This window comes from Streptomyces fulvorobeus (assembly GCF_013167895.1).
GTDB lineage: Bacteria > Actinomycetota > Actinomycetes > Streptomycetales > Streptomycetaceae > Streptomyces > Streptomyces fulvorobeus.
In genome coordinates, this window is the sequence record NZ_BLWC01000001.1 from 2,695,459 (window position 1) to 2,713,950 (window position 18,492).

Here is an 18,492-nt window from a genome sequence, read left to right on the forward strand (position 1 = left end):
AACGATAGGCAGGGCAAGATGAGGGTTTCTCAGTGCCGGCACCTCAGGGCAGCACGCCGCGCCGGGGGCGGGTCTATGGAGGGAGGAGACACCGGGCGCGACGTACGCGCCCGGGCGCACCGGCCTCAGCCCAGTTCCTCCGGGCACGGGGTACCCGGCGGGAACTGGTACGGGGCGGCGAGCCGGTACACGCCCGGCCGGGGCGCGAGCAGTTCGGTCCACTCGTCGCCCTCCGGGTCCTCCTCCGCCTTGATCAGACAGCCGTGCACGTTCTCGAAGGACTTCTCGGCGTCCCCGTCCTGTTCCGAACGGAGCTTGGACTCCTCGGTCTCCTGCGGGCGCTCCACGCCCTTGCCCTCCTCGTCGACCACGGCGAGCCAGCGCGAGTGCGGGATGCGGATGAGCACCCGTCCCGCCTTCTCCACCCGGACGGTCACCGAGTCGGCGCCCGCCCGCTCGACCGTCGCGGGCGGATCGGCCATCGGCACGGCGTCGCGGACCCGGTAGAGCGTCCAGTCGGCGTTGCCCCAGATCTCCGTCAGGTACGGCAGGCCCTCCGCGACCAGCGCGGCTTCCTGCACGGCCCCGCTGGCGTCCGGCGACCCCTCGGGCAGCACCACGTAGTGCACGGCCCAGCGGTCCAGCCACTGCCGGTAGTTGGCGGCGTTCAGGGTGTCGTCGTAGAACAGCGGATTGCGCTTCATGTCGGCCTGCCGGCTCCAGCCGCGGGCCAGGTTGACCCAGGGCGCGAGCGCGGACGCCTCACGGTGGCTGCTCGCAGGCACCACCTCCACCCGGGCCCGCTCGGCCCCCACCCGCTGGAGCTGGTTGACCAGCGGGGCCAGTTCCCGCGTCCAGGACGCGGTCGGGGCGGTGCGGACCAGGTCGTCGACGCCCTTGTAGCCGATCCAGAAGTTCAGCCCGGCGAAGGCCAGGATCAGGGCGTACCAGCGGCGGCTGCGCGGCACCGTGTAGGGCAGCGCGGCCAGCAGCACGACTCCGGCGAAGAGCATCGCCATGCGCGACACGTTGGAGCCGATCTGCGACTCGACCACGTACGTCAGCAGGGTCCCCACGCCGTACACGGCGGCGGCGGTGCGGACCGACTTCCACTCCTTGGGCACCAGCACGAAGACGAGCACCGAGAAGAGGAACGGCAGCGACAGCGTCCCGAGGGACATCGGCTGCGTACCCGAGAAGGGGAACAGCCACGAGGACAGCGCCACGACGGCGACCGGGGCGACCCCCAGGGCGTACGCGCCGGGACGCCGCTTGTTCAGGAACAGGGCGGTCGCCACCACTCCGACGAACAGTCCGGCGACCGGGCTGCCCGCGGTGGCCAGTCCGGCGAGGGGCGCCGCGACGGCCGCCTTGGCCCAGCGCTTGTGCCGCCAGCGGTACGGCCAGCAGAAGACGGCGGCGACCGCTCCGAGCGCGAACATCATGCCGAGGCCGAACGTCACCCGCCCCGAGAGCGCGTTGCACAGGTACGCGAAGACCCCGGCGAGCGAGCACGCCAGCGGGTTGCGGACGGCCCGCACCCGGACCAGGATCAGCGCGGTGAGCGCCGCCGACACCGTACCGACGACCATCATCGTCGTGCGGACACCCAGGACGGACATCAGGTAGGGCGACACCACGCTGTACGAGACGGGGTGCATGCCCCCGTACCAGGCGAGGTTGTACGCGGTCCCCGGGTGCCGGCCGACGAACTCGGCCCAGGCGTCCTGGGCGGCGAGGTCGCCGCCACTGTTCGCGAAGAGGAAGAACCACAGGACGTGGGTGACCGCGGCGGCTGCCGTCGCCAGGGTCACGGGGTGACGGAGCAGCCGTCGCCCGCGGACCGGACGCGGCGGCGTGGACACGGACTCGGGGGTGCGCGGGCCAGGCAGCGTTATTCGCGTCTTCCCGCTGCCGCCCGTACCGCCTGCGTCGGCACCGGTGTCTCCGGTGCCGTGCTCCGTCGCGCGGCCGGGTCTCGGCTCAGCGGTGGTCACTACGGCTCTCTCCCCGTCCTGCGCCGGCCCCGTACGTCCACATGGACGCCGTCCCGGGGCCCTGAGTTGCCTGGGGACGCTAACACGTGCCCCAGCGGGAGGAGGAGGCGCCGATGGCGGCGCCTCCTCCTCCGCTTCCCGCTGTGCGCGTCAGCCGACGCGCGTCAGCTTGTCGCCGAGAGCGGGCTCCGTCAGATCCCCCTGGAGGGCGACCGGAGCACTGACCTTTCCGGCACCGGAGCCGACCGTCACCATGCCGACCTCCGTACCTTCCGCGGCCGTGTGGGAGATCGCCTTGCCGCTGTCCGTGACGGACAGTTCGACCTCCAGCCCCGACCAGCCGACGGCCTTCAGGTTCCTGGTGGCGACCACGGGCGTGCTGCGGCCGAAGCCGTCGTCCACGTACCCGACGACGTCACCCTTCTTCACGACGGTGGCCGAGGTGACGGCCTTCTGCGCGTCCTGGATCAGCTTGATCCCGTTGGTCAGCGACAGCGTGAGGCTGTCGTACGACCCGCCCGTGCCCGCCTGCTGCCCCATGACGACTCCGTAGATCCGGTGCGTCTTGCCGTCCACGACCGTGTTCGCCGACCAGAGCAGGCAGCCGCCCGCCGGAGTGGTGGAACCCGTCTTGATGCCGTTCACACCCGGGTTGAGCAGGAGCGAGTTGTTGTTGTAGATCTTGATGTCGACGCCCTCGATATCCACCTCGGGCATGTCCACGATCTGGCGGAAGACGTCGTTCTCCATGACGGCCTGGGCGAGCTTCAGCTGGTCGGCCGGGGTGGAGATGGTCGACTTCTTCAGTCCGCTGGGGTCCGTGTACGTGCTGTCGGCCATCCCGAGGTCCTTGGCCGCGTCGTTCATCTTGTCGAGGAACTCGGCCTCGGTCGGGGAGTCCCAGCGGGCGAACAGCCGGGCGGCGTTGTTGCCCGACGGGATCATCATCAGCTGGAGCAGATCGCGCTGGCTGAGCTTCTGGCCCTTCTTCAGGGGGCCGTCGACTCGTCCGTCAGCTTGGACTCGTCCTCCGCGCGCTGGTCCACCGTGATCATCTCGCCGGTCTCGTCCCCCTTTATCGGGTGTTCGCGCAGGACGACGTACGCCGTCATGACCTTGGCGACGCTGGCGATCGGCGCGGGCTTCTGCGCCCCCGCGGAACCCATGGAGCCGACGCCCTCCACCATCACGGCGGACTGCCCGTGGTCGGGCCAGGCGAGGTCCAGCGGGTCGCCCTGGAAGGTGTACGACGGCTCCGCCGTCAGCCTGAGCTCCGGAGCCGGCAGCGGGCGCACCATCTGTGCGATCGCAAAGATGATCACCGCGAGCAGGAGGAGGGGCGTCCAGATCTTGACCCGGCGGACCGCGGTACGGACCGGGGTCTCCTCCGGCGGAGGCGTGTTGGTCAGCTCGGCGAGCAGGTCGAGCGGCGGCTTGGGCGGCAACGGCTGCTGCCGGGTCCGCTCGGCGCCCCCGAGCGACGGGGCGGAAGCCGCCGCCTCGGCCCCCACGGGCGAGGCCGCCCAACTGGGAGCCACGGGCCGCCCGGGGCCGTCGCCCCGGCTCGGCGTGACGTCAGGGGTGACGGTGGGGCCGATGGCGGACGCGGCGGGCCGGCGCACGTCGTCGGAGCGCAGCGGCACGAAGGTGCTGGTGCGCTCGGCGGCCGACTCGGGCTTCTCCGGCTCCGGCCCCGTCTTCGGCTCCGTCTTCGGCTGCGACCCCGTCTTCGGCTCCGCCGGGGGGATCTTCAACGCGGTGGTCGGCTGGTCGGCCTGGCGGGGCTTGACGGCCTGGAAGACAGCGGTGGGCCGGTCGGCCTCACCACGCTCCCCGAGGGACCGGGCGCACCGGACGTACCGGCCCCGGCTCCCGTTCCGGCCTTGCCGGAGGCGGCGGGCGCGGACGCCCCGGTGGCACCGGAGGGCACGGCGGACTCGCCGGACTCACCGGACTCGCCCGATCCCGGCGTTCCGGCGGTGCCCGTGGGCTTCGCCGGGACGGCGGACGGCTCGGGCGCGGCCGTGGGCTCGGGTACGGCCGTGGGCTCAGGCGCGGCAGCCGCCTTGGGCGGACCGGCGCTCCCGGCGGCGGCGGCCGGCACGGTGCGGGTCCTGGGGACCCGGGGCTCGTCCCCGCCCGCGGTCGCACCGTCTCCGGAGAGCTCACCGTCACCGGAAACCTCACCGTCACCGGAGTCCGCGTCGCCGTCGTCGCTCGCGACCCACGCCGCGACCGCCGCACGCAGCCGCGCGTCACCCGGCTCCGACGCGGCATCCGGCTCCGCACCGGCGCTCCGCGGTGCATCGTCAGCCGCCTCACCGGCCTCACCGGTCTCGTCCACCTCGGCCGTCACCGGGACCTCAACCGTCTCAGCGACCGCGGGCGCCTCAGGCGCCTCAGCGGCCCTGGAGGGCTCCCCGGCTCCCCCGGAGCTCTCCCCGGCCCCACCGGGCGGCGTGGAGCCCGCCTGAGGGCCGTCCACGGCCTCCTCGGCGTCCACCGGACTCTCCGCGGCCCCGGGGAGGGCACGCGTACGGAAGACCGCCGTCGCGCCGTCCGCCGTCGCGGCCGGTTCTCGGAACACGGCGAGGCGCGGATCGCGTTCCTCCGCAGCCGTCCCCGAGGACTTCCGCTGCTCCGACTTCTCGGGGACTCGCCCGCCACCGATGCCTCCTCCATGCGCTGCGGGGGCAACCCCGCGCTGTCCGAACCATCTACCAGTGTCCTGTGTGAACCCCTGGCCGGGCTGCTAGACGAGAACGACATACCTACTGGTTCCCATACAAAGCACCCAGGCGCTCTCGACAGACCAATGTGAGAGGGGTCACCCTGTCACTCATCCACGCGGGGAGGCATGGATGGGCAGGAGCCGCAGAACAATTCCGGAGGAGCTTCTGCTGCTCGCTCTGGACCCGACCACGGGTACCACAGCGCAGCCGCAGTCGCTCGACCTCGGCCTCGCCGGAGCTCAGCTAGTGGAGCTGGCTCTGGCAGGACGGATAGCCCCTGACGGGGATCGTATCGCCGTGGTGATGCCACGGCCGACAGGAGATCCGACTCTGGACTCCGCACTGGAACTGCTGCGCCGACGCGGCAGCCCGGTTCGGGCCGTCCACTGGATTGGCGGGCCCCGGCTGGGGCTGCGCCAGATCTACCTCGCTCATCTGGAGCGGTGCGGCATGGTGCATGCCGTGGCGGGCCAGATGTGCGGAGTGCTGCCGACGACTCGCTACCAGGCGACGGACACGGCGATCAGCCGGGACATCAAGAACCGGCTGGACAGTGCGATCCGCACCGGCGTACCGCCGGACCCGCGGACCGCGGCGCTCGCCGCACTGGCCCACGCGGTCGGACTCGGCAAGCACCTGTACCCCGGGAACGAGGGGCGCTCATCGCGCTCCCGGCTCCGGGACCTGATCAGACACGACCCCATGGGCGGACTCGTGGCGCATGCCGTGATGGACGTCCAGAACGGCGTGGCCGTGCAGCCACGCCGTAGTCAGCAGGCGGCAGGTGTGCCGTTGCAGCCGGGACCTCAAGCGGGCCGCGGCAGCATGGCGCACACCTCCGTCCACTGACCGCGCAGACGACCGCGCGGAGAATCGAATACCGCCGCACCGACGTCCCCAAAGACCCGGTTCGGGAGCCGCACCACGCGCGGGGCAGCCGGGTCAACCGGCTGCCCCGCGCGCCTGCGTGTGGCCGTTTCCCAGCGCGCTCGTGGTCAGGGGTGGCAATCTGCTGAGCAGTAGATACGCACAGCTACATAGCCGGAGGTGCACTTTCCGTGCCGTCCAACGTCAATCCCACCGTCAGGCGACGTCGGTTGGGTCAGGAACTGCGCCGCCTGCGCGAGATCAAGGGCATGACGGCCGAGGAGGTGGCGGAGCGCCTGCTCGTCTCGCAGTCGAAGATCAGCCGCCTGGAGAACGGCCGCCGTTCCATCAGCCAGCGTGACGTCCGCGACCTCTGCGGGGTGTACGAGGTCGAGGACCACCGCATCGTCGACTCGCTCATGCAGATGGCCAAGGACTCCCGCCAGCAGGGCTGGTGGCACGCCTTCGGGGACATCCCGTACAGCGTCTACATCGGTCTGGAGACCGACGCGGAGTCCTTGCGGGTGTACGAACCCCAGGTCGTACCCGGGCTGCTCCAGACCCGGCAGTACGCCGAGGCGCTGATCAACGGCGCGCTGCCGGAATCGGCCGCCACCGACATCGAGAAGCGGGTCAGCGTCCGGGCCCGCCGGCAGGACAGGATCAGCGCGCCGGAGCATCCGCTGCGCCTCTGGGCGGTCATCGACGAGTCCGCGCTCCACCGGATGGTCGGCGGCAAGCAGGTGATGACCGACCAGCTGGAGTACCTCATCGAGCAGTCCAGCCTGCCGCACGTGACCGTGCAGGTGCTGCCGTTCAGCATGGGAGCGCATCCCGGCATCAACGGGCAGTACGCCATTCTGGAGTTCCCGGATGCCGCGGACTCCAGCGTGGTCTACATCGAGGGCGTCACCAGCGACCTGTACCTGGAGAAAGCCAATGATGTGCAGCGGTACAGCGTCATGTACGAGCATCTGCGGGCGCAGGCGCTGAACGTGGAACAGACCCGGGAGTTCATCAGCGACATCGCCAAGCGTTACGCCAGCTGATTCCGGTCACCCCGCGGCGTCTGTTCTGCGAGAGAAACCGGGTGCCATCGGGGGGTGGCGGCACATTACACTGCCGCTGCCTCCCGGCGGAAGACTCACAGCTCAAAAGCCACCCGGTCGAGTGAATGGCTCCGCCACGCCGGGAAGTTGGCGAGTAGCGTCGATCACGCCAACTGGAACGCGGTCTGTTCCGCTCGCACAACTCTCTGAACCGGAGTGAACATGGCTATTCTTCAGGGTGCTACGGACATGTGGACGAAGTCCTCGTACTCCGGCGGCAACGGCGCCTGCGTCGAGGTCAAGTCCCCGCTTACCCAGGCCATTGCCGTGCGCGACTCGAAGGCACCCGAGGGCCCCTCGCTCACCTTCGTGTCCGGCGCGTGGAACGCCTTCGTCCGGGATGTCGCGACGGGCGTGGCCGACGCCTGACCGATGCCGCCCGCAGGATTCAGGCGCGGCATCCGCTGGAGCCCTCTCGACTGGTCCGCCGTCCTGGCCGAGGGGGCTCGACCCGATCCGGACCTGCCACCGGCCCGCCCCGGACACCGGGAACAGGACCGGGGCGAGGTCAGCGCGACCGATCCACGCACCGACCCCTCCGAAGTGCCTCGCCAGCAGGCACGCGGGCCCTCCACGGAGGGCCCGGCAGGCACAGCCGGGTGTCCACCCCCGGCTTTCTTCGTACGGCCATACGGCCACCGGCCACCCGGGCAGCGGCACACGCCGCGAGTCCGTGACCATCGCCGCCGGTGACCCGGCGAACTGACGCGCTGACGGCTGGGACAGGTCTCCTCCTCGCTCGGCCGCACGGGACCCGCATCCCGTGCGGTCTTGTCGTACAGGTGTCACCCAGGACGGACAGGCGTCACCCAGGGCGGGCTTCCGGTCTCTGCACAGCCTGACGAAGTGCCCGCCCATCGTGTGGCCGCCGCCACGTTCGCGACAACGCCTCCCAAGGTCAAGAACGAGCAAAATCGTTCGTCTTGCTGATTGGCGTTCACATCCCTGATCGATGGGATGTCTTGACCGGGGCCCCGGACAGACGGTTCAATCCCCGAAGTCCCCGCTCCCGCACGGGGGCACCGCTGAACGGCCGTACTGACGAAGTGCGTACCCGTTCACAAGGCGGACCCCTGGAGGGGCACATGAACAGTCTCGACTGGGCCGTGCTCATCGGATACTTCGGTGTGATGGTCGCGATCGGACTCTGGTCGCACAAGCGCGTGGACAACGTCAGCGACTTCTTCACGGCCGGCGGCAAGATGCCGTGGTGGCTGTCGGGCATCTCGCACCACATGTCCGGCTACAGCGCGGTGATGTTCACCGGTTACGCCGGCATCGCGTACCAGTACGGCGTCACGTCCTTCGTGACCTGGTCGCTGCCGATCGCCATCGGCATCGGCATCGGCGCCAAGCTCTTCGCACCCCGGCTCAACCGGCTGCGCTCGCGACTGCACGTCGCGTCCCCGCTCGAATACCTCAAGAACCGCTACAACATCCCGACCCAGCAGGCCCTCGCCTGGTCCGGGCTGCTCCTGAAGATCGTGGACGTCGGCGCCAAGTGGGCGGCCATCGCCACGCTGCTCTCGGTCTTCACCGGCATCACCCTCACCCAGGGCATCTTCATCACCGGCGCCATCACGGCCGTCTACTGCACGGTGGGCGGGCTGTGGGCCGACGCCCTCACCGAGCTGGGCCAGTTCATCATCCAGCTCTTCGCCGGCCTCGCGATGCTGATCATCGTCCTGCGGGAACTGGGCGGCGTCAGCTCGCTGTGGACCGTCTGGGACAAGCTGCCGGAGGGTCACACGGACCCGACGGCCGGCCCGTACACGGTGACGTTCCTGCTCGCGTACCTGTTCATCAAGACCTTCGAGTACAACGGCGGCATGTGGAACCAGGCCCAGCGCTACATGGCGACGGACTCGCCGCGCTCCGCCACCCGCTCGGCCCGGCTCTCCGCGATCCTGTGGCTGGTGTGGCCGGTCGTCCTCTTCTTCCCGATGTGGGTCGCCCCGCTGCTGGTCGACGCGCAGAAGCCGGACGCGTCCGACTCGTACGCCCTGATGACCGAGCAACTGCTGCCGCACGGTCTGCTGGGCCTGGTGGTCGTCGGGTTCTTCTCGCACACGATGGCCATGTGCTCTTCGGACGCCAACGCCATCGCGGCCGTCTTCACCCGGGACATCGCACCGGTCTTCTCCAAGTCCGCGCGCACCTGGAGCGACCGCAGCGGTCTGCTGGCGGCGCGGCTGTCCACACTCGCCTTCCTCGGGCTGTCGATGGCGCTGGCCACACAGATCAACTCCCCCGCGTTCAAGGACATCATCTCGGTCGTCATCAAGTGGGTGGCCGGCCTGATGGGCCCGATCGCGATCCCGTTCATGCTGGGCCTGCTGCGCGGGTTCCGGAGGTCCGGGCCGACTGCGGCGCTCACGAGCTGGGCGGCGGGGCTGCTCGCGTTCTTCTTCACCAACTACAACCTCGACGGTTCGGTCAAGACGGATGTGGCGCTCCAGTACCAGGTGGCGCTGCCGCTGGCGATCTCGCTGGTGCTCTACATCGTCATCGGCTTCATCAGGCCGGAGGACACCCCGGAGCGCGACGCGATCATCGAACAGATCAACACCGACGACGGCGGGGACGGCGCCGCGGCGGGCGGTGCGGGCATTCCCGCGCAGGCCGGGCCCGGGGACAAGGTGGCCCCCGGGAGGGTGAAGGACTGACCGTCGTACGACCAGGAGACGCGACGGGGGCGGCGGGCCGGGAGGGTGCGCGGCCCCCGTCCCCGTCGCCCGCGCTCACCCCCGGGGGTAGCGGGCCAGCCACCCCGGCGCGACGGCGGCCGGACTGTGCAGAGCGGGGCCCTGGGTCATCTCCATCGCGAAGTCGTCGGCCAGTTCGAGGAGGGTGGAGCGGCCCTCCACAGCGCAGAGCCAGGCGGGCGGCAGCGCCGTCTCACCGTGCAGCGCGCCGAGCAGGGCGCCGCAGACGGCCCCCGTTGCCGCGGAGGGGCCTGAGTGGTTCACGGCGAGGCGCAGCCCGTGGCGTACGTCCTCGCCGACCAGGGCGCAGTACAGGGCCACGGCGAGGACCTCCTCGGCGGAGTCCGTGGCGCCGAGCGCCTCGATGAGGGCGGGGCCCGGAATGCCCTGGCGTACGGAGCCGAGGGCCTGCTTGAGGGCTTCGGTGACCGGTTCCTGGCCCGGGCGTCCCGCCAGCAGGGCCAGGGCGTGCTGCACGGAGCCGTCCAGCGTCTCGCCGCGCGCCAGCCCGTGCACCATCACGGCGAGGGCTCCGGCGGCGAGCTGGGCGGTGGCGTGGCCGTGGGTCTGCGCCGCGCACTCGACGGCCAGTTGGAGGACGAGCTGCGGCTCCCAGCCGACCAGCAGCCCGAAGGGCGCGGAGCGGGTCAGGGCGGCCGAGTCCCGTGCGGTGGGGTTCTTCGGCCGGTCGAGGGTGCCCATCACGGTGTCGCCGAAGCCGGTGAGGCAGGCGCGGGCGGGGGCGCGGCGCGCGTAGAGCCACTCCTGGCGGGCGAGCCAGCCGTCCTCCGCGCGCCGTTCGTCGGGGCCCCAGTCGCGCTGGGTCGCGGCCCAGCGCAGGTGGGCCCGGTGCACGTCGGTGGGCGGGTGCCAGGCGCCGGTGTCGCGGCGGACCTGGGCGCGGATCAGACCGTCGACGGTGAACAGGGTGAGCTGGGTGACGGCGGTGACGGTGCCGCGCCCGCCGTGCGCCGGGACGAAGTCGGTGACCGCCTCGGTGCCGTGGGCCTCGCGGATCTGCTCCAGCGTGAGCCCGGTGACACCCGCGCCGAGCGCGTCCCCGACCGCGCCGCCGAGCAGGGCCCCGCGTACCCGGCCGCGGAAGTCCTGCTGTTCGGCACGGCCCCAGACAGCCGTGGTCCCTGTGTTCACCGTGCCCCTTCCCCTTACGTACCGGCGTGTGACCGCGCGAGCACTGTAATCGAACGGGAAGGCCCGGATCAGAGGTGGAACGGTATGTACGCAGTAGCTCGTGAGAGCACTTTTGAACGGCATTCCTCACGGTTTCGCGGGAGGGAGGACCAGGGGAAGTGCTGCGGCCGGGACGGCTTTCGCTGTCCCGGCCACAGCACGTCGCCGCGTCCGGTCCAGACGCCTATCCGAACTGGCCCACCTTGTAGTCGCCCGCGGGCTGCTGAAGGATGACGTTCAGCCGGTTGTAGGCGTTGATGACCGCGATGAGGGAGACCAGCGCGATGAGCTGGTCCTCGTCGAAGAACGTGGCGGCGTTCGCCCAGACCTCGTCCGGGACACCGCCGGCGGCGTCGGCGATACGGGTGCCCTGCTCGGTGAGGTCCAGCGCGGCGCGCTCGGCGTCGGTGAACACCGTGGCCTCCCGCCAGGTGGCGATCAGGTGCAGCCGTGTCGCGGTCTCCCCCTGGTGCGCCGCCTCCTTGGTGTGCATGTCGAGGCAGAAGCCGCAGCCGTTGATCTGGCTGGCACGGATCTTCACCAGCTCCTGTGTCGTGGCCGGCAGGCCCGAATCCGTGACCGCCTTACCCGCCATGGCGAAGTGCTTCATGAGCGTGGTGGCGACCGGGTTGCCGAAGACGTCGAGACGAGCGTTCACGCGGGGCTCCTGTGTGCCGTGGCCGGTGGTTACGTCTCTCTGACGGAACTGCCCGGCCCGATGTGACACGTAAGGCCGCGATCCGGAGGAACGTGACGCGGCTCACAGCCCGGTGGACGAGGTCCGGACCGGCGGGAAAGGGCGGCGCTGAGGGCGCGCACCCGCCGGGGGTCCGGCGGGCGCGCGGCCGTCCGTCGTCGGCCCGGCGGTGTCCTCGTCAGCTCGGCAGCACCGACAGCAGCTCCGGAAGGTGCCCGTCCGAGCCCGCCGCGGCCCGGACGCGCTCCTGCGGCACCTCCCCGTACAGCGTCGTACGCGGCTTCGCCGGGCGGCCCGCGAGATCCGCGATGGCGACGAGGTCCTGGACCGACCGGTACGAGCCGTAACTCGACCCCGCCATACGGGAGATGGTCTCCTCCATCAGGGTGCCGCCCACGTCGTTGGCGCCCGAGCGCAGCATCTCCGCCGCGCCTTCCGTACCGAGCTTGACCCAGCTGGTCTGGATGTTGGTGATGTGCGGGTGCAGGAGGAGCCGGGCCATCGCGGTGACCGCGCGGTTGTCGCGGGCGGTGGGGCCGGGCCGGGCGATGCCCGCCAGGTAGACGGGCGCGTTGGTGTGGATGAACGGCAGTGTCACGAACTCGGTGAAACCGCCGGTCTCCTGCTGGAGGCGGGCCAGCGTCCGCAGGTGGCCGAGCCAGTGGCGCGGCTGGTCGACGTGCCCGTACATCATGGTGGAGGAGGAGCGCAGACCCACCTGGTGGGCGGTTCTGATGACCTCCAGCCAGGTGGCCGTGGGCAGCTTGCCCTTGGTGAGAATCCAGCGCACCTCGTCGTCGAGGATCTCGGCCGCGGTGCCGGGGATCGAGTCGAGACCCGCCTCCTTCGCGGCGGTCAGCCAGTCACGGATGGACAGGCCGGTGCGGGTGGCTCCGTTGACGACCTCCATCGGCGAGAAGGCGTGCACGTGGATGCCCGGGACGCGCTCCTTCACCGCCCGCGCGATGTCGAAGTAGGCCGTGCCCGGCAGGTCGGGGTGGATGCCGCCCTGCATGCAGACCTCGACCGCGCCGACGTCCCACGCCTGCGCGGCACGGTCGGCGACCTGGTCGAGCGAGAGGGTGTAGGCGTCGGCGTCCGTACGCCGCTGGGCGAAGGCGCAGAACCGGCAGCCGGTGTAGCAGACGTTGGTGAAGTTGATGTTGCGCGTCACGACGTACGTGACGTCGTCGCCGACCACGTCACGGCGCAGCGTGTCCGCTATCCGGCACAGCTCGTCGAGCGCCTGGCCGTCCGCGTGCAGCAGGGTGAGCGCCTGGTCGTCGGTGAGCTTCGTCGGGTCGTCCGCGGCCTGGCCGAGGGCCTGGCGTACGTCGCCGTCGATGCGGGAGGGCACCATGCCGGGCGCCGCCGCCTCGCGGAGGGCCTCCCAGTCCCCGTACACCTCGTCGAAGTCGTCGCGCCGGTCGCCGGTGCGGCCCTCGGTGTCGATGGTGTGGTGCAGGTCGGTACGGCCGGAGGCGGTGAAGCCCTCGTCGGGCTCCTGCCAGGGCAGCCCGGCCGGGATGGCCCCCTCCTTCGCGAGACCGGTCTCCGGGTCGGCGAGGGCTCTCACGTGCGGAAGGAGGCGGGGGTCGAGCCACGGTTCGCCGCGCTGGATGAACTCCGGGTAGATGGTGAGGCGTTCACGCAGCGCGAACCCGGAGTCGGCTGTCCTGGCCGCCAGTTCGTCGATGTGCGGCCAGGGGCGCTCGGGGTTCACATGGTCGGGCGTGAGCGGTGAGACACCGCCCCAGTCGTCGATCCCCGCGCCGATGAGCAGGGCGTACTCCGCGTCGACCAGGTTCGGCGGCGCCTGGATGCGGGCGGACGGGCCGAGGATGTGGCGGGCGACGGCGATCGCCGCGGCCAGTTCCTCCAGCTCGGCGTCCGGCATGCCCCGCATCGCCGTGTCCGGCTTCGCACGGAAGTTCTGCACGATGACTTCCTGGATGCCGTGGTAGGCGCGGGCCGTCTTGCGCAGCTCGAAGAGGGAGTCGGCGCGCTCCTCGTACGACTCCCCGATCCCGATGAGGATGCCGGTGGTGAAGGGGACGTTGGAGCGGCCCGCGTCCTCCAGCACCCGCAGCCGTACGGCGGGCTCCTTGTCCGGGGAGCCGTGGTGCGGGCCGCCGGGCTCGGACCACAGGCGGGTCGCCGTCGTCTCCAGCATCATGCCCATGGACGGCGCCACGGGCTTGAGCCGCTGGAGGTCGGTCCACGTCATGACGCCCGGGTTGAGGTGCGGGAGCAGCCCCGTCTCCTCCAGGACCCGGATCGCCATCGCCCGTACGTACGCGAGGGTGTCGTCGTACCCCTCGGCCTCCAGCCACTCGCGCGCCTCGGGCCAGCGGTCCTCCGGGCGGTCCCCGAGGGTGAACAGCGCTTCCTTGCAGCCCGCCTCGGCGCCCTTGCGGGCGATGTCGAGGACCTCGTCGGGCGACAGGAACATTCCGTGCCCCTCGCGCCTCAGCTTCCCCGGCACGGTCACGAAGGTGCAGTAGTGGCACTTGTCGCGGCACAGCCGCGTCAACGGGATGAAGACCTTGCGGGAGTACGTGATGACCCCAGGCCGGCCGGCCGCGGCGAGTCCGGCGTCCCGCACCCGGGCGGCGGACGCGGTCAGGTCCGTCAGGTCGTCGCCGCGCGCCTGGAGCAGCACGGCGGCCTCGGTCACATCGAGGGCGACCCCGTCCCGCGCGCGCCTGAGAGCGCGTCGCATGGCGTTGGCTGTCGGGCGTCCGGGCTCATGATCGGTCATGGACCGAGCATACGAGCAAGGCTCGCGCGCCGGTCGAGCATGGCGCGGGGCCGCGCACCACCCCGGGTATTCCTGGCGCCTGGACCGTTATGCCCCGCTTGCCCCGTACGCTCGGACGGTGATGGAAACGATCGTCTTCGGCATCGGCGAAACACTCATCCGCGACGACCGCTACTGGGCGTCCTGGGCCAACTGGCTGGGCGTTCCCCCGCACACCCTCAGCGCCCTGGTCGGCGCCGCGGTCGTCCGGGGCGGCGAGGGCGACGACGCGCTGCGGATGCTGCGCCCCGGCATGGACGTCGCCGAGGCGGCCCACGCCCGCACGACGGCGGGCCGGGGCGAGTACCTGGACGAGTCGGACCTCTATCCCGACGTCCGCCCCGCCCTCGCCGAACTGCGCGCTCTGGGCCTGCGGGTCGTGATCGCGGGCAACCGGACCGCCCGCGCGGGCGAACTGCTGCGCGCCCTCGACCTGCCCGCCGACCTGGTGGTCACCTCGGCGGAGTGGGGAGTGGCCAAACCGGACCCGGAGTTCTTCGCCCGTGTACTGGACGCCGCGGGAGCCGACGCCCGGTCCACCCTGTACGTCGGTGACCACCCGGCCAACGACCTGTTCCCCGCCACGTCACTGGGCCTGCGCACGGCCCACATCCGGCGCGGCCCCTACGGCCACTGGTGGGCGGAGCACCCGGACGTGACGGCGACGGCGGACTGGCGCGTCTCGTCCCTGACGGAACTCCCGTCCCTGCTGTCCGGACCCACCACAGCCCCGGCCCCGCCCCCGGCACGCGCCCTGCGCTCGGTGTGACCCCGGGCCCTGCCCTCGAACGCGTCGGGCCGGGGGCCTACTTCCCCAGTACCGCCTTCATCACGTTCCTCGCGATCGGGGCACCGAGCCCGCCGCCCGAGATGTCCTCACGGGAGATGTCCATCGCCGTCGGATCGATGAAGACCGCGACCGCGACCGACTGGCCGTCCGCCTTCTTGCCGTACGAGACGAACCAGCCGTACGGGACCTCCTTGCGCACGTCCACGCCCCGCTGCGCGGTGCCGGTCTTGCCGCCGACCGTCACACCGTCGATCAGGGCGCGCTGGGCGCTGCCCTCCTTGGCGGTGAACTCCATCATCTCCTGGACCTTCTTGGCGGTCTCCTCGGAGACGGCCTGGCTCATGAGCTTCGGCTCGTTCTGCTCCAGGGAGGAGAGGTCGGGGCCGCGGAGTTCGTCGACGATGTACGGCTGCATGAGCTTGCCGTTGTTGGCCATGGCCGCCGTCACCATCGCCATCTGCATGGGGGTGCTGGTCAGGGAGCCCTGCCCCATACCGGTCAGCGCGGTGCCCGGCTTGTCCAGTTCCTGGGGGTAGAGGCTCTTCGTGGCGAGCATGTCGCCGAAATCCTCCGAGTAGACGTCGGAGTTGAAGCCGAACTTCTCCGCGGTCTCGCGCATCTTCTCGTCGCCCATCTTGGCCGCCACGTCGAGGAAGACGTTGTTGCAGGAGTACTGCATGGCCGTCTTGAGGGAGACCTTGTCGCAGGCCGCGTCGCCCGCCTCGCTGCCGATCTTGTTCGTGGAGAGCGGGAGGGGGTACGGGGAGACCGCGTCGGTCCTCGCGTTCACGTCCGTGACGACACCGTGCTCAAGGGCGGCGGCGGCCGTGAGGATCTTGAAGGTCGAGCCCGGCGGGAAGGTCTCGCGCAGGGGCCGGTTGGCGAGCGGCTTGCTCTTGTCCTTCACGAGCTCCTGGAACTTGTCGCCCTCCTTGAAGGAGTTCCCGGCGAAGACGGCGGGGTCGTACGAGGGCGTCGAGGCGAGCGCGAGGACCTTGCCGGTTGCCGGGTCGAGGGCGACGACCGCGCCACGGGCGTCGATGTCGGTCAGCCCCTTGTACGCGGCCTCCTGCGCCTTCGGGTCGATGGTCGTGATCACGTCGCCGCCGCGCCGCTGCTCGCCGGTGAGGATGTCCTTGGCGTGCCGGAAGGCGAACCGCTCGTCCTGGCCGCTGAGCACCTGGTCGTACGTCTTCTCCAGGAGCGACATGCCCTGCGCCTGGGAGGCGTACCCGGTGACCGGCGCGTACATCGGCCCGTCCTTGAACGTGCGCTGGTACTTGAACTCAGCCCCGGAGACGGCCTTCGAGCCGGTCACGGCCTTGCCGCCGACGATGATGTCCCCGCGCGGGGTGGCGAACTGTGTGATCTTGACGCGCCGGTTGTGCTCGTGGTTGGCGAGCTCCTCGCGCTCGGCGAACTGCAGCCAGTTCGAGCGCAGCAGCAGGGCAAGCATCAACAGCCCGCAGAAGATGGCGATGTGCCGCAGCGGCCTGTTCATGGCTCCCCCAACTCCCGGGCGGCCGCTCTCCTCGGTGAGCGCGGTCCGCGTTTCGACTCCCGGGTTGAAGGATGCCACTACGGCTCACGCGGTTGCAGCGGGAGGGGTTCCACCGATCCCGGGATACCAGCGTTTGTCCTGCTATGACCGCACCCACAAGGTCACAGGTTGGCCAGGTCCCTGTCACTCCCCCCGTCCGGCCCGCTACAGGTGTGCGGCATAGGCGTCCAGCACCCGCAGCACCCCGGGCGCGGGCTCAGGGGGGAGCTGGAGGACGACCTCCTCGATGCCCAGACCGGCGAAGTGCGCCAGCTTCCCCGGGCTGGGGACGACCGCGTACGGCACCACCTGGAGGTGGTGCGGATCACGGCCCGCCGCCTCCCAGACCCTGCGCAGCTCCGGTACGGAGTGCGAGAGGCCGCGCCCGCCGATCGGCAGCCAGCCGTCCGCCGACTCCGCGATCCGCTCGAACAGCTGCGGGCCCGCGGCCCCGCCGATCAGGGTGCGGGGTCCGGTGACCGGGCCGCGTGGCTCCTGGACCGGCTTCGGATACGCCGTGCTCGCCCGTACCGAGCCGTACTCCCCCTCGTACGCGGTCGGCTCGTCCGCCCAGAGCGCGCGCATCAGGGCCAGCCGGTCACGGCCCAGGGCCCGTCGCGTCGGCCAGTCGACCCCGTGGCCGGCGGCCTCCTCGACGTTCCAGCCGTAACCGACGCCGAGGGTGAACCGGCCGCCGGAGAGATGGTCGAGCGTCGCGACCTGCTTGGCCAGGCCGATCGGGTCGTGCTGGGCGATCAGCGTGATCCCGGTGCCGAGCGCGAGGCGTTCCGTCACGGCCGCCGCCTGGCCGAGCGCGACGAAGGGGTCCAGGGTCCGGCCGTACTCGCGAGGCAGCTCGCCGCCCGCCGGATACGGCGTGTCCCGGCTCACCGGGATGTGGGTGTGCTCGGGGAGGTAGAGCCCGGCGAAACCCCGCTGCTCCAGCTCACGCGCGAGCGCGACCGGCGTGATCGTCTCGTCGGTGAGGAAGATGGTGGTGGCGAGCCGCATACGAGGGCACCTCCGTCGTCGGCCTGTGGGGCTCAAACGTATGCCGTCAGGCCCGGGAATCCGAGCCCCGCGCACCTGCGTGCGAGGGCGGCCCCGTTCACCCGGACGGCCCGCGAAGGGTGGCCCTGCCCGGTGGTGTCCCGGACCGTCGTGGAGGGACCGGACGCCGATCGTGAGGGGCTGAGTTTCGATGCGAACCCGGACACGGACCTGGAGCGGGGCGGCGGTGCGGCGGGCGGCCGGGGCGGCGGTGCTGGCCGCAGTCGTGGGCCTGGCATCGGCGGGCTGCTCGTCCGGCGGGACGCGGGGCGGCGGCACCGAGCCTTCCGGGGCCATCGCGGCGGCCCGTGCGAAGGCCCCGTCCCCGGCGGGCGAGGGGGAGCTGGTCGTCTCCTACACCGAGGGCCTGACGGCGGCCGACCGGGAGTCGGAGGCGTTCCTGCGCAGGAACGAGGCCCTGGAGGCCGTCGCCGCCTACGTGAACAGCCGGGTCGCGCTCCCCTACGACGTGCCCGTCGACGCGAAGAGCTGCGGCACGACCGACGCGTACTGGGACCCGACGGCAAGGGCGATCACGTTCTGCTACGAGCTGCTGGAGCAGGTGGAACCGGCCTTCGACGACTCCCCCGCCGGTCTCGTCGGTCTGACCCAGGGCGTCGTCGTGCACGAGCTGGGCCACGGGCTGATCGCGATGAACGGCCTGCCGGCCGGGGAGGACGAGGAGGAGGCCGTGGACCAGCTCACCGCCGTGCTCCTCACCACGGGCGACGACGACAAGGAGTTCGTCACCGGCATCGTGGACGCCTGGGGGGTGCCGGCCCGCGAGGACGCGCGCAGCGGCACCCGGACGGCCTTCGCCGACGACCACGCCGTGGACGGCGCGCGGTTCCACGCGTGGGCCTGCTGGGTGTACGGCTCCGACCCCGCCGGCTACCAGGACCTCGTCTCCCCTGCCGTCCTCCCCGAGAAGCGCGCCGAGGGCTGCCGGAAGGCTTACACGAAGGTGGCGGCCACCTGGAACAAAGCCCTGGAGCCGTACCTGAAGTGACCGCG

Annotated in this window: 15 protein-coding genes; 6 read left to right on the forward strand and 9 right to left on the reverse strand. The window is 71.2% G+C overall.

All coding sequences use genetic code 11. The features are described 5' to 3' along the window. Nucleotides 1-125 precede the first annotated feature (125 nt). The 4 genes from Sfulv_RS12120 to Sfulv_RS31200 all read right to left on the reverse strand — a co-directional run bounded on the left by Sfulv_RS12120 (nt 126) and on the right by Sfulv_RS31200 (nt 4,584). Nucleotides 126-1,997 (reverse strand): DUF8823 domain-containing protein, encoded by a 1,872-nt coding sequence (locus Sfulv_RS12120; protein ID WP_173313702.1) that lies wholly within the window; start codon nt 1,995-1,997, stop codon nt 126-128. Between the two features lie 150 nt (nt 1,998-2,147). Next, nucleotides 2,148-2,945, reverse strand: coding sequence for a D-alanyl-D-alanine carboxypeptidase family protein (locus Sfulv_RS31190; protein ID WP_305961369.1), 798 nt, complete (start codon nt 2,943-2,945; stop codon nt 2,148-2,150). A gap of 41 nt (nt 2,946-2,986) precedes the next feature. After that, on the reverse strand, nt 2,987-3,751 hold the full coding sequence (locus tag Sfulv_RS31195) for a D-alanyl-D-alanine carboxypeptidase family protein (protein WP_305961370.1): 765 nt from the start codon (nt 3,749-3,751) through the stop codon (nt 2,987-2,989). Next, nucleotides 3,748-4,584, reverse strand: coding sequence for a hypothetical protein (locus tag Sfulv_RS31200; RefSeq protein WP_305961371.1), 837 nt, complete (start codon nt 4,582-4,584; stop codon nt 3,748-3,750). The genes Sfulv_RS31195 and Sfulv_RS31200 overlap by 4 nt, the downstream gene beginning before the upstream one ends. 274 nt (nt 4,585-4,858) lie before the next feature. Here Sfulv_RS31200 and Sfulv_RS12130 point away from each other — a divergent pair, with 274 nt between their 5' ends. From Sfulv_RS12130 to Sfulv_RS12145, 4 genes are all read left to right on the forward strand, one after another. After that, nucleotides 4,859-5,578 carry a GOLPH3/VPS74 family protein gene (locus tag Sfulv_RS12130; protein ID WP_173313703.1) on the forward strand — a complete coding sequence of 240 codons (720 nt, stop codon included), beginning with the start codon at nt 4,859-4,861 and terminating at the stop codon, nt 5,576-5,578. 209 nt (nt 5,579-5,787) lie between these two features. After that, nucleotides 5,788-6,645, forward strand: a complete 858-nt coding sequence (locus Sfulv_RS12135) for a helix-turn-helix domain-containing protein (RefSeq protein ID WP_173313704.1) — start codon at nt 5,788-5,790, stop codon at nt 6,643-6,645. 222 nt (nt 6,646-6,867) lie between these two features. After that, nucleotides 6,868-7,074 (forward strand): DUF397 domain-containing protein, encoded by a 207-nt coding sequence (locus Sfulv_RS12140; protein WP_173313705.1) that lies wholly within the window; start codon nt 6,868-6,870, stop codon nt 7,072-7,074. 716 nt (nt 7,075-7,790) lie between these two features. Then, on the forward strand, nt 7,791-9,371 hold the full coding sequence (locus Sfulv_RS12145; protein ID WP_173313706.1) for a sodium:solute symporter family protein: 1,581 nt from the start codon (nt 7,791-7,793) through the stop codon (nt 9,369-9,371). Between the two features lie 75 nt (nt 9,372-9,446). On the opposite strand, the gene Sfulv_RS12150 is transcribed toward Sfulv_RS12145, so the two are convergent. The 3 genes from Sfulv_RS12150 to Sfulv_RS12160 form a co-directional block, all read right to left on the reverse strand. Then, nucleotides 9,447-10,562, reverse strand: coding sequence for an ADP-ribosylglycohydrolase family protein (locus Sfulv_RS12150; protein WP_173313707.1), 1,116 nt, complete (start codon nt 10,560-10,562; stop codon nt 9,447-9,449). 223 nt (nt 10,563-10,785) lie between these two features. Further along, a complete protein-coding gene (locus Sfulv_RS12155) occupies nt 10,786-11,259 on the reverse strand; it encodes a carboxymuconolactone decarboxylase family protein (RefSeq protein ID WP_173313708.1) in 474 nt (157 codons plus the stop codon). Between the two features lie 217 nt (nt 11,260-11,476). After that, on the reverse strand, nt 11,477-14,059 hold the full coding sequence (locus Sfulv_RS12160) for a bifunctional FO biosynthesis protein CofGH (protein ID WP_173313709.1): 2,583 nt from the start codon (nt 14,057-14,059) through the stop codon (nt 11,477-11,479). Between the two features lie 121 nt (nt 14,060-14,180). Here Sfulv_RS12160 and Sfulv_RS12165 point away from each other — a divergent pair, with 121 nt between their 5' ends. Beyond that, nucleotides 14,181-14,867 carry an HAD family hydrolase gene (locus Sfulv_RS12165; protein WP_173317774.1) on the forward strand — a complete coding sequence of 229 codons (687 nt, stop codon included), beginning with the start codon at nt 14,181-14,183 and terminating at the stop codon, nt 14,865-14,867. Between the two features lie 37 nt (nt 14,868-14,904). Here the strand turns inward: Sfulv_RS12165 and Sfulv_RS12170 are convergent, their stop codons facing one another. After that, nucleotides 14,905-16,389, reverse strand: a complete 1,485-nt coding sequence (locus Sfulv_RS12170; RefSeq protein ID WP_173313710.1) for a peptidoglycan D,D-transpeptidase FtsI family protein — start codon at nt 16,387-16,389, stop codon at nt 14,905-14,907. Nucleotides 16,390-16,593: 204 nt separating this feature from the next. Continuing rightward, nucleotides 16,594-17,439 carry an LLM class F420-dependent oxidoreductase gene (locus tag Sfulv_RS12175; RefSeq protein ID WP_173313711.1) on the reverse strand — a complete coding sequence of 282 codons (846 nt, stop codon included), beginning with the start codon at nt 17,437-17,439 and terminating at the stop codon, nt 16,594-16,596. Between the two features lie 190 nt (nt 17,440-17,629). On the opposite strand from Sfulv_RS12175, the gene Sfulv_RS12180 reads away from it, so the two are divergent. Then, the gene (locus Sfulv_RS12180; protein WP_173313712.1) at nt 17,630-18,487 is read left to right on the forward strand and encodes a DUF4344 domain-containing metallopeptidase; all 858 of its coding nucleotides are present in this window, start codon (nt 17,630-17,632) and stop codon (nt 18,485-18,487) included. Nucleotides 18,488-18,492: the final 5 nt, after the last annotated feature.

What these genes read in the sequence shown, in the direction of transcription:
- Sfulv_RS31190 (WP_305961369.1), bottom strand. Translation starts at nt 2,945, where the DNA reads ATGATGATCCCGTCGGGCAACAACGCCGCCCGGCTGTTCGCCCGCTGG.
- Sfulv_RS12130 (WP_173313703.1), top strand. Translation starts at nt 4,859, where the DNA reads ATGGGCAGGAGCCGCAGAACAATTCCGGAGGAGCTTCTGCTGCTCGCT.
- Sfulv_RS12140 (WP_173313705.1), top strand. Translation starts at nt 6,868, where the DNA reads ATGGCTATTCTTCAGGGTGCTACGGACATGTGGACGAAGTCCTCGTAC.
- Sfulv_RS12145 (WP_173313706.1), top strand. Translation starts at nt 7,791, where the DNA reads ATGAACAGTCTCGACTGGGCCGTGCTCATCGGATACTTCGGTGTGATG.
- Sfulv_RS12160 (WP_173313709.1), bottom strand. Translation starts at nt 14,059, where the DNA reads ATGACCGATCATGAGCCCGGACGCCCGACAGCCAACGCCATGCGACGC.
- Sfulv_RS12165 (WP_173317774.1), top strand. Translation starts at nt 14,181, where the DNA reads ATGGAAACGATCGTCTTCGGCATCGGCGAAACACTCATCCGCGACGAC.
- Sfulv_RS12170 (WP_173313710.1), bottom strand. Translation starts at nt 16,389, where the DNA reads ATGAACAGGCCGCTGCGGCACATCGCCATCTTCTGCGGGCTGTTGATG.
- Sfulv_RS12175 (WP_173313711.1), bottom strand. Translation starts at nt 17,439, where the DNA reads ATGCGGCTCGCCACCACCATCTTCCTCACCGACGAGACGATCACGCCG.
- Sfulv_RS12180 (WP_173313712.1), top strand. Translation starts at nt 17,630, where the DNA reads ATGCGAACCCGGACACGGACCTGGAGCGGGGCGGCGGTGCGGCGGGCG.